The organism is Mangrovactinospora gilvigrisea (assembly GCF_001879105.1).
In the GTDB taxonomy this organism is placed as follows: Bacteria; Actinomycetota; Actinomycetes; order Streptomycetales; family Streptomycetaceae; genus Mangrovactinospora; species Mangrovactinospora gilvigrisea.
This window is the reverse complement of sequence record NZ_MLCF01000181.1, coordinates 1-8,085: the sequence shown is the minus strand read 5'-3', so window position 1 is coordinate 8,085 and position 8,085 is coordinate 1. Positions and strand designations below refer to the sequence as shown.

The following is an 8,085-nucleotide window of genomic DNA, read 5'->3' as shown; positions in this document are numbered from 1 at the left end:
GCCCGGCCGGCACCGACCGGCCGCCGACATGCGCCCGCGACCGCCCCTCGGCCGAGACCGTACGGCTGACCAGCAGCGCGCCGTCGGCCGTCGGGCACCCCGACCCGGCCCTCCACCACCGCCCGCTCGGCGCCCACCCGTACCAGGCCGGCGTCGGCCCGCCCGCCCAGCAGCAGGCCGAGGCTGGTCACGACCATGGTCTTGCCGGCTCCGGTCTCGCCGGTGACGGCGGTGAACCCGGGGGACAGCTCGACCACCGCATCGTCGATCACGCCGAGACAGCGGATCCGCATCTCCTCCAACACGCATCCGACGATACGACCTTCCGGCCGCGGAGAGGAGCACAGCCCTGATGTCGCTCGCCGCCGATCCGGCCGCCGGCGGCGGATGACGCGCCGTCAGGCGCCGTCCGAGCCCTCCGGGGCGCCCCGCCAGCCCGTCACCGGCAGCGCGAACTTGGCGACCAGCCGGTCCGTGAACGGCGCCTTGTGCAGCCGCGCCAGGCGCACCGGCACCTTGCCGCGCCGCACCTCCACCCGCGCGCCCGGCGGCAGGTCGAAGCTCCGCCCGCCGTCGCACCACAGCACACCCTGCTGACCGTTGGCCGACAGCAGCTCCACCGCCAGCACCGAGTGCGGCGAGGCCACCAGCGGCTTGGCGAACAGGGTGTGCGCGCTGATCGGCACCATCAGCAGCGCCTCCACCTCCGGCCACACCACCGGGCCGCCCGCCGAGAACGCGTAGGCCGTGGAGCCGGTCGGCGTCGCCAAAACCACCCCGTCGCCGCCGAAGGAGGAGAGCGGGCGGCCGTCCACCTCCAGCACCGTCTCCAGCATCCGCTCCCGGGACGCCTTCTCCACCGAGGCCTCGTTCAGCGCCCAGTCGCAGTGCCGCACCCGGCCGTCCGTGCGGACCAGCACATCGATGGTCATCCGGTCCTCGACCTCGTAGTCGCGGTCGACCACCCGCTCCACCACGTAGTCGAGGTCGTCGCGCTCCGCCTCGGCGAGGAAGCCCACATGCCCCAGGTTGACGCCCAGGATCGGCACCCCGGAGCTGCGCGCGGTGTCCGCCCCGCGCAGCAGCGTCCCGTCACCGCCCAGCACGATGATGAGCTCGCAGCCCTCGGCCGCCCCCGGCCCCTCCGGAACCACCTCGGTGTCGAGAGGCAGGCCCAGCTCGGCCGATTCGCCCTCCAGGACCCTCGCCCGCACATCGGCGGCGCGCAGGGCGGTGACGAGCTTGCCGGCCATCTCCACCGCGGCCGGTCGGCCGGTGTGCGCCAGCAGCAGGACGGTGCGTTCGCTCATGGGGGTTGCGCCCGCCACCGCCATTGGTGGCCGCGGCGCGTCCTCCTCTCTGCCTCTCAGCAACTCCGGACGGAAGCAATCCGGACGGGAACGGGTCGTCGGACGCCCAGACGCAGGGTATGCCGGAAACCCGGCCGCCGAGAACGGCACCCCGTCGTCACGCGCCGCGTCACCGCGGGCCCTCGGCCACCGCCCGCTCCACCTCGGCCGTCTCCAGCGGCGGAGCGCCCGCCCGCAGCCACAGGAAGTACTCCACGTTGCCCGACGGGCCCGGCAGCGGCGACGCCACCGCACCCAGCGCGCCCAGGCCCAGCGCGGCCGCCTTTGCCGCCACCCCGAGCACCGCCTCGGCCCGCAGCTCCGGGCTGCGCACCACCCCGCCGGTGCCCAGCCGCTCCTTGCCCACCTCGAACTGCGGCTTCACCATCAGCACCAGGTCGGCGTCCGGGGCGGCGCAGGCCACCAGCGCGGGCAGCACCAGGCCGAGCGAGATGAACGACAGGTCGCCGACGACCACGTCCACCGGCTCGCCGTCGATCAGATCCAGCGTCAGCTCGCGGACGTTGGTGCGGTCCTTGACCACCACCCGCGGGTCGTTCTGCAGCGCCCACACCAGCTGCCCGTAGCCGACGTCCACGGCCACCACCTGGCGCGCCCCGGACCGCAGCAGCACATCGGTGAACCCGCCAGTGGACGCGCCCGCGTCCAGGCAGCGCCGCCCCTCGACGCGCAGCCCGCGCGGCACGAACGCCTCCAGCGCCCCGGCCAGCTTGTGGCCGCCGCGCGAGGCGTACTCCGGGTCGTCCGCGTCCGGGACGACATAGAGCGCCGCCGAGGTCTCCACCTGGGTGGCCGGCTTGGCCGCGACCGTCCCGGAGGCGCCGCCCACCCGCACCCGGCCCGCCGTGATCAACTCGCTGGCGTGCTCGCGGGAGCGGGCCATGCTGCGGCGGACCAGTTCGGCATCGAGACGGCGACGTGCGGGACTCACGGACTTCCTTCGTTCGGACGGCGATCGAGGGCGGCCAGCGCCTCGCGCAGGTCCGCATGGACATCCTCGTACATCGCCACATGGTCGCGCGTCGGGGCCGCGTCGGCGGCGGCGAGGCGCGCCAGCGCCGCGTCGATGGCGGCGTCCCCGGTGGCGGCCGGGACGGGGCCGAGGGGCGCGGGCGCGGCGTCCTCGGGGGGCGCGGGCTCCTGCTGCCGGTCGTGCTCCGGCTCCCCCGGCTGCTGCTCCTGCTCCTGCCCCTGCCCCTGCTCCGCCGTCGGCGTCTCCGCCAGGTCCTCGCTCATCCGTCCCTCACCGATTCCCGCAGCCGCTCCAGCAAGCGGCCCACCGCCACCACGCGCCAGGCCGCGTCGCCCAGCCGCTCCACCGCCTTGTCGGCCTCCTCCTGGGCCAGGCCCACCAGGAGCGCCCGATTCCCCCGAACCGTCACCGACCACCACGACCGCATCGACTCGCAATCGACGACCATGCCACGACGCTACCGCTTCGCCCACCGCCGGCCCGTCCGCTGCGCTACCGTCGGCGCCAGATTCCTCTCGCAAAAACGCCGCCAGAGGCCCCGTCAGAAACCGGACACGCCCCGCACCATGGCCAGCCTCGAACAGTGCCGCGCCGCGGCCGAACAACTCGCCGCCCGACTCCGCGGCGATCCCGCCACCGACAAAGAGCCGCCCGACCCCGACCTGATCGCCGCGGCCCGGGTCGACCGCACGCTCAGCTGCCGCCTCACCGACCTCGGCGGCTTCCTCTCCGCCCGGCTGCGGGACGGCGCCCTGGAGAACATCACCGCGAGAGCCGGCGAGCCGCCGAACCCGCGCGCCGACATCCGGCTCGCGATGACCGGCGACGACCTGCTGCGCCTCGCCGACGGCAGCCTCGCCCTGGCCGCGGCGATGGCCTCCGGGCGGGTCCGCGTCAACGCCTCCTTCAAGGACCTCCTCCGCCTGCGGACGCTCCTCTAGGCAGAGGTCCGGGCGTCCGGGCGTCCGGGCGTCCGGGCGTCCGGGCGGCCGGGCGGAGGCGCGCCCGCGGCTCAGAACCCGGCCCGCGCCACCGCCTTGTCCACCCCGCCGGGCGCCTCCGCCGCCGCCCACGCGGCCGCGCAGAGCGCCCGCAGCGCGTCGATCCGCTCGCCCTCGCCGTCCAGCCACAGCGCCGCGTCCCGGACCCCCGCCGTCCACCCGCCGCAGCCGAACGCGCCCGGCTCCTCACCCGGCATCAGCTCCGGATGCGCCACCAGCAGCCCCCGCAGGTCCTCCGCCAGGTACACCGGACGCCGTCCCTCGGGCGCCGTCACCGCACCCGCCGCGTCCGTCACTCCGGTGAACACCAGCAGGCTGTCCACCCCGCCGCGCACCGCGCCCTCGATGTCGGTGTCCAGCCGGTCCCCGACCACCAGCGCCCGCCGCGCCCCTGTCCGCAGCATCGACTCCCGGTGCATCGGCGGCTCCGGCTTCCCCGCCACCTCCGGCGTCCGCCCCGTCGCGATCCGCACCGTCTCCACCAGCGCACCGTTCCCCGGCGCGATCCCCCGGCCCGTCGGGATCGTCAGATCCGCGTTGCTCGCCACCCACGGCAGCCCCTGCCGCACCGCGAACGCCGCCTCCGCAAGCTGATTCCAGTCGACATCCGGGGCGAAGCCCTGCACCACCGCCGCCGGCTCGTCGTCCAGCGACCGCACCGGCACCAGCCCGCGCTCCCGCAGCGCCTCCAGCAGCCCCTCACCGCCCACCACCAGCACCGCGGCGCCCTCCGGCACCCGCTCGGCCACCAGCCGCGCCGTCGCCTGCGCCGAGTTCACCACGTCCGTCGGCGCCGTCGGGATGCCCAGCTCCGTCAGATGCTCCGACACCGCCCGCGGCGGACGCGAGGCGTTGTTGGTGACGTACGCCAGGCGCATCCCCTCGCCGCGCGCCCCGGCGAGCGCCGCCACCGCGTGCGGGATCGCCGCCCGGCCCGCGTACACCACTCCGTCCAGGTCGAGCAGCGCCGTGTCGTACTCCGTCGCCAACGGCCGGGCGCAGCCCTTCGGCAGCCTCGCGGTCATCCGATCCTCCTCGGCAGTCCGTCCCTGCGGCGCCCCCGTCGGCGCACCGCCACCCGTACCCTAGGCACGCCCGCCACAGCGGCCGAAATCTGACACCCCATCAACACGTCCCGGAAAGCACTCTCACGCCCCCTCACCAGGGCAACGTACGATCGGTGGATGGCTTCCACGGCTGGCAACGGCGCCCCCCACCACACGGCGGCGCCCGCACCCGACGCCGCGCCGCAGGCCCACCGGCCCGCGCGCGGCCTCGCGCTGCACCCCTTCCGCGGCCTCCGCTACAACCCGGCGAAGGTCAGCAGCCTCGGCAACGTCACCTCACCCCCGTACGACGTGATCGAACCCGACGGGGTGCGGCGGCTGGAGACCCTCGACCCGCACAACGTCGTCCGGCTGATCCTCCCGCACGACAGCAACGGCACCACCTACCGGGAGGCCGCCGACTCGCTCCGCTCGTGGATCTCCGCCGGCGTCCTCGTCCCCGACCCGGCCCCCGCGCTCTACGTCTACGAGCAGCAGCAGGGCGGCCGGGTGCAGCGCGGCGTCATCGGGACCCTGGACATCACCCCGCCCCCGGCGGGCATCGTCCTCCCCCACGAATCCGTGGTCCCGGAGATCGTCGCCGACCGGACGGAGCTGATGCGCACCGCCGAGGCCAACCACGACCCGCTTCTCCTCACCCACAGCGGGGCCGACCAGGACGGCGCCGACACCGTCGACCAGGTGGTGCGCCGCGAACCGGCGCTGGAGACCACCACCCCGGACGGCGTCCGCCATCGGCTCTGGGCCACCTCCGACCCCGCCGAGATCGCCCGCATAGCGGGCGCCCTCGCCGGCTCCCGCGCCCTGATCGCCGACGGCCACCACCGCTGGGCCGGCTATCTGCGGATGCAGCGCTCCCAGCACAGCGGCCTGTCCACCGCGCACCGCCCCACCCCCTGGGACCGCGGGCTGGTGCTGCTCGTCGACACCGACCGCTACCCGCTGCGGATCCAGCCCATCCACCGGGTGCTGCCGCGCCTGACGCCCCAGCACGCGCTCGCCCGACTCGGCGAGGCCGGCACGGTCGAGGAGATCGCCGCCGCCAACGCGGCCGGCCTCGCGCCGGAGGACGCCACCGCCGCCGCGCTCGCCGTACTCGGCAGCCGGCCCGAGGACGCCAACGCCCTGGTGGTGGCCGGCCCGGACGAGTCGGGACGGCCGCGCTTCCACCTGCTCACCCGCCCCAATCCGCAGCTGCTGCGCCGCGCGGTGCGCCCCGACATGCCGCTCTCCTGGCGGCGGCTGGACGCCACCATCCTGCACCGGGCGCTCATCGCCCAGCTGTGGGGCGTCCCGGACGACCCCGAGCACATCGGCTACCCGCACGACGCGGCGTCCGCGGTGCGGCAGGCGGTGGAGGCGAACGGGACGGCGGTGCTGCTGCGGCCGGTCACCGAGGCGGTCGTGCGCGACCTCGCCGGGCAGGGCGTCATGATGCCCCGCAAGTCGACGTCCTTCGGCCCCAAGCCGGCCACCGGCCTGGTGCTGCGCGACCTGCGGCTGGGCTGAGAAAACACCAAGGCCCCGCGGCGGAGACCGCGGGGCCTTGGTGCTTCAGCGAGGGGCGAGGGGTGGAGCCGGGCTCGGCCGCAGGGGCTGGGCTACTTGACGTTGCCCTCGTCCTCGTCGTCGTCCTCGTGCTCGTCGCCCTCGTGCTCGTCGTCGTCCTCGTGCTCGTCGTCGTTGCCGTCCTTGTCGTCCCTGGCTTCGGACGCGGTGGCGGGGCTCTCGCCCTCCTCGTCGTCGTCCAGCTCCGGGTCGAGGGCGTCGACGAAGCTCAGGCCGTCCAGTTCGGCAAGGCGGTCCGCCGCGTCGGTCTCACCGTCGCGGTCGGCGTCCAGGGCCTTGGAGAACCACTCCCGCGCCTCCTCGTCCCGGCCGCCGACGGCCAGCAGCGCATCGGCGTAGGCGTAGCGCAGACGGGCCGTCCAGGGCTTGATGCTGGCCGAGTTGAGCTCCTGCACCTGCAGCGTCACGACGGCGGCGTCGAGCTGGCCCAGGTCGCGGCGGGCACCGGAGGCGACGAGGCGCATCTCGATGCGGCCCTCGTGGTCCAGATCCTGCACCTCGGGGGCGCCGGCCATCTCGAGCGCCCGCTCGGGGCGGCCGAGACCGCGCTCGCAGTCCGCCATCATCGGCCACAGCTCCGCGCCGCCGGTCATCCGTCGGCGGGCCCGGAACTCGGCGAGCGCCTCGGCGTACTTCTCGGTGCCGTAGGCGGCGAAGCCGACGGCCTCGCGGACGGCGGCGACACGGGCGGCCAGCCGCTGCGCGACCTTGGCGTATCGGTACGCCTCCTCTGCGTCGCTGTCGAGCAGCCGGGCCGCCATGACGAGGTTCTTGGCGACCTCGTCGGCGAGCGTCTTGGGGAGGCTCTTCAGCTCCTGCCGGACATCGGGGTCGAGCTCGAAGCCGGTGACGTCCTCGGGGATCGGCAGACGCTTGACGGGCGCGTTCTCCCGCAGCTGCTCGCCGCGGTCCCAGTTGCGGCGGTCGCCCGAGCGCGCGCCGCGCTGCGGACGGTCGCCCCGATCGCGGTCACGGTCGCCCCGGTAGCCGCGGTTGTCGCGGTCGCCCCGGTCATTGCGGAAGCCGCCGCGGTCGCCACCGCGGTCGTCACGGCGGGGGCGGTCGTCGCGGAACGAGCGACGCTCGCCCTGGGGACGGTCCCGGTCCCGGTCGCGGTCGCGGTCGAAGGGACGTCGGTCGCTACCGCGGTCGTCACGGCGCGGACGGTCGTCACGGAAGGGACGCCGGTCGCCCTGCGGGCGATCGCGATCGCGGTCCCGGTCGCGGTCGAAGGGACGTCGGTCGCCACCGCGGTCGTCACGGCGCGGACGGTCTCTGTCACGGTCCCGATCGCGGTCGAAAGGCCGACGGTCACCCTGGGGACGGTCCCGGTCGAATGAACGGCGCTCGCCCTGGGGACGGTCGTCCCGGAACGAGCGACGCTCGCCCTGGGGACGGTCCCGGTCCCGGTCGAAGGGCCGGCGCTCGCCACCGCGGTCGTCACGGCGCGGACGGTCGTCACGGAAGGGACGCCGGTCGTTACCGCGATCATCACGGCGCGGACGGTCCCGATCACGGTCCCGATCGCGGTCGAAAGGCCGACGGTCGCCGTACGAGCGATCCCGATCGCGGTCACGGTCCCTGTCGAAGGGACGCCGGTCGCCCTGCGGACGGTCGCGGTCGCGGTCCCCGTAGGAACGGCGACGGTCGTCGCCGCGGTCGTCACGACGCGGACCGCGGTCACGGTCTCCGCCGCGGTCGCGGTCCCGGTCGTCGCGCTCGAAGCGGCGGGGACGCCCGCCCTGGTCACGACGGTCGCGGTCACGATCGCCGCCGCGGTAGCCGCCACCGGAACGACCGCGGTCGTTGCCGCCGCGCGACGCACCCCCGCCGGCGCGGCCTGCTCCGTCGCCCGCTCGCCGTTCCGGGCGCTCGGGGCGCTCGTGGGGTGCGTTCGGCATTTCCGTCTCTCCAGTTCTTCCAACGCGGTACAGCTCAGCTGGGTCGGCCGCCGACGGACCGGTCCGGGGCCAACTGCCATTGTCCCCTACTTCGCGAGTGCCGGTGGCACCCGCGGTCCGTGAGACGGCCCCCAACGCACTGTGGCCCCCTGACGCAAGGTCAGGGGGCCACAGTGTCTCTCAATAAAAGTCCGGCGGCGTCCT

General features: G+C 75.1%; 8 protein-coding genes and 1 pseudogene. 2 read left to right on the top strand and 7 right to left on the bottom strand.

Features of this window, described 5'->3' with window-relative positions; translation table 11 throughout:
• The 5 genes and pseudogenes from BIV57_RS23000 to BIV57_RS25485 form a co-directional block, all read right to left on the bottom strand.
• Positions 1–317, bottom strand: a pseudogene (locus BIV57_RS23000) (AAA family ATPase); the annotation flags it as partial.
• Positions 318–398: 81 nt separating this feature from the next.
• Complete coding sequence (locus BIV57_RS22995; protein WP_175548836.1) at positions 399–1,310, bottom strand: NAD kinase; 912 nt, start codon at positions 1,308–1,310, stop codon at positions 399–401.
• A 169-nt stretch (positions 1,311–1,479) separates the two neighbouring features.
• Positions 1,480–2,301, bottom strand: coding sequence for a TlyA family RNA methyltransferase (locus BIV57_RS22990; RefSeq protein WP_071658797.1), 822 nt, complete (start codon positions 2,299–2,301; stop codon positions 1,480–1,482).
• A complete protein-coding gene (locus BIV57_RS22985) occupies positions 2,298–2,606 on the bottom strand; it encodes a hypothetical protein (protein ID WP_071658796.1) in 309 nt (102 codons plus the stop codon). Before BIV57_RS22985 ends, BIV57_RS22990 begins: the two co-directional genes overlap by 4 nt.
• Positions 2,603–2,791, bottom strand: a complete 189-nt coding sequence (locus tag BIV57_RS25485) for a hypothetical protein (RefSeq protein WP_071658795.1) — start codon at positions 2,789–2,791, stop codon at positions 2,603–2,605. Before BIV57_RS25485 ends, BIV57_RS22985 begins: the two co-directional genes overlap by 4 nt.
• A gap of 118 nt (positions 2,792–2,909) precedes the next feature.
• Here BIV57_RS25485 and BIV57_RS22975 point away from each other — a divergent pair, with 118 nt between their 5' ends.
• A complete protein-coding gene (locus BIV57_RS22975) occupies positions 2,910–3,284 on the top strand; it encodes an SCP2 sterol-binding domain-containing protein (protein WP_071658794.1) in 375 nt (124 codons plus the stop codon).
• Between the two features lie 71 nt (positions 3,285–3,355).
• Here BIV57_RS22975 and BIV57_RS22970 read toward each other — a convergent pair whose 3' ends face one another.
• A complete protein-coding gene (locus BIV57_RS22970) occupies positions 3,356–4,369 on the bottom strand; it encodes an HAD-IIA family hydrolase (protein WP_071658793.1) in 1,014 nt (337 codons plus the stop codon).
• A gap of 159 nt (positions 4,370–4,528) precedes the next feature.
• On the opposite strand from BIV57_RS22970, the gene BIV57_RS22965 reads away from it, so the two are divergent.
• Positions 4,529–5,920 carry a DUF1015 family protein gene (locus BIV57_RS22965; RefSeq protein ID WP_079170617.1) on the top strand — a complete coding sequence of 464 codons (1,392 nt, stop codon included), beginning with the start codon at positions 4,529–4,531 and terminating at the stop codon, positions 5,918–5,920.
• 92 nt (positions 5,921–6,012) lie between these two features.
• On the opposite strand, the gene BIV57_RS25665 is transcribed toward BIV57_RS22965, so the two are convergent.
• A complete protein-coding gene (locus BIV57_RS25665) occupies positions 6,013–6,849 on the bottom strand; it encodes a hypothetical protein (protein ID WP_071658799.1) in 837 nt (278 codons plus the stop codon).
• Positions 6,850–8,085 lie beyond the last annotated feature (1,236 nt).